Source organism: Pseudomonas sp. SDO55104_S430 (genome assembly GCF_054070595.1).
The window spans coordinates 1-1,250 of record NZ_JBSVXG010000475.1 but is presented as its reverse complement, the minus strand read 5'-3'; the positions used below and the strand labels follow the sequence as shown (position 1 = coordinate 1,250).

At 54.3% G+C, this 1,250-nt stretch carries 2 protein-coding genes; both read right to left on the bottom strand.

The window, feature by feature from the left end:
- Positions 1 to 39: 39 nt before the first annotated feature.
- Complete coding sequence (locus tag ACW9JE_RS30780) at positions 40 to 882, bottom strand: IS3 family transposase (RefSeq protein ID WP_457434916.1); 843 nt, start codon at positions 880 to 882, stop codon at positions 40 to 42.
- Positions 879 to 1,184 carry a transposase gene (locus ACW9JE_RS30775; RefSeq protein ID WP_224542228.1) on the bottom strand — a complete coding sequence of 102 codons (306 nt, stop codon included), beginning with the start codon at positions 1,182 to 1,184 and terminating at the stop codon, positions 879 to 881. The genes ACW9JE_RS30780 and ACW9JE_RS30775 overlap by 4 nt, the downstream gene beginning before the upstream one ends.
- Positions 1,185 to 1,250: the final 66 nt, after the last annotated feature.

Below are 1,250 nucleotides of genomic sequence, written 5' to 3'. Positions count from 1 at the left end.
CTGTTCTGGTCAAGTATTTCCGGACACCAGTTACGGTATTTAGGCCGCCCGTTGCTCCATGGCTATTGGCGACAAGTAATTGTTGTAGCTGTGGAGCCTTATCAGGTTGTAACGCATAAAGAATTGGGTCATGTCAGCCTTGGCTTTTTCAATCGTGGGATAGCCTTCGCCAGGCACCCACTCTGACTTCAACGTGCCGAAGAAGCGCTCGGTAGGCGCATTATCCCAGCACTGTCCTCTGCGGCTCATGCTCTGGACTATGCCGTGTTGCTCGAGCGCAGCCTGGAATTTCCGACTGGAGTACTGGCAACCCTGATCCGAGTGAAATATCAAACCAGTGGGTGTTCCTCGGACCTCCACGGCCATTTTCAGGGCTTTGGTCACCAGGTGGGCGTCGTTGATCAAAGAGAATGCCCATCCAACAACACGCCGTGCAAATAGATCAATCACGACTGCCAGATGGAACCAGCGCTTGCCGACCAACAGGCTCGTAACGTCGCCGCACCAGACTTGATTGATCGCGGCCGGCTGAAAATTGCGCTCAAGCCGATTCGGCGCAATGAACGCCTCGACACCTCTGGATCGAAAGGGATGCGGACGACGCTGCTTGCTGGCCAGGTTTGCTTCCATCATCAGCTTGCCCGCCAAATGCCTACCCACAGTGATCTGCTGGGCTTTCAAGTACTCCGACATCATCCTCGCTCCGAGACTTTCTCGGCTTTCGGCGTGTAGCTCCACCACTTTCGCCTTCAGTACTTCACGCTTGCTGTCTGGCACTGAGCGGCGCGAGCACCACTCATAAAAGCCACTGCGTGAAACACCAAAAACGTTGCAAAGGATGGCTGTCGGATACAAGCCTGACCCTCTCAGTTCCTCGATCAACGAAAACGATCGGGATCCGACATCAAGAGAGCCGTAGCCTTTTTTAAGATCTCGGCCTCCATCTCAAGGCGCTTGATCTTGGCCCGAAGCTCCTGGAGCTCCTTTTGCTCCGCAGTAATGGCCTTGGTTCCCGGAACGGGCTGACCTTTGCGCTCTTTACGAACTTGCTCAATCCACCGGCGCAGAGCAGTAGGCCCCACATCCATCGACGCACAGACATCTGGAACCGAGCAGTTATCGTCAAGAACCATGCAGGCAGCACGCATCTTGAACTCGCGGGTATAGGTTTTACGTTCTTGCATGGAACCTCCTGAATGGGCGAATCATATCGCCCTAAAGAGGTGTCCGGGATTATTAGGCCAGTTCAG

Bases quoted from the DNA above. Each gene is read 5' to 3' on its own strand.
- ACW9JE_RS30775 (WP_224542228.1), bottom strand. From the start codon at position 1,184: ATGCAAGAACGTAAAACCTATACCCGCGAGTTCAAGATGCGTGCTGCC.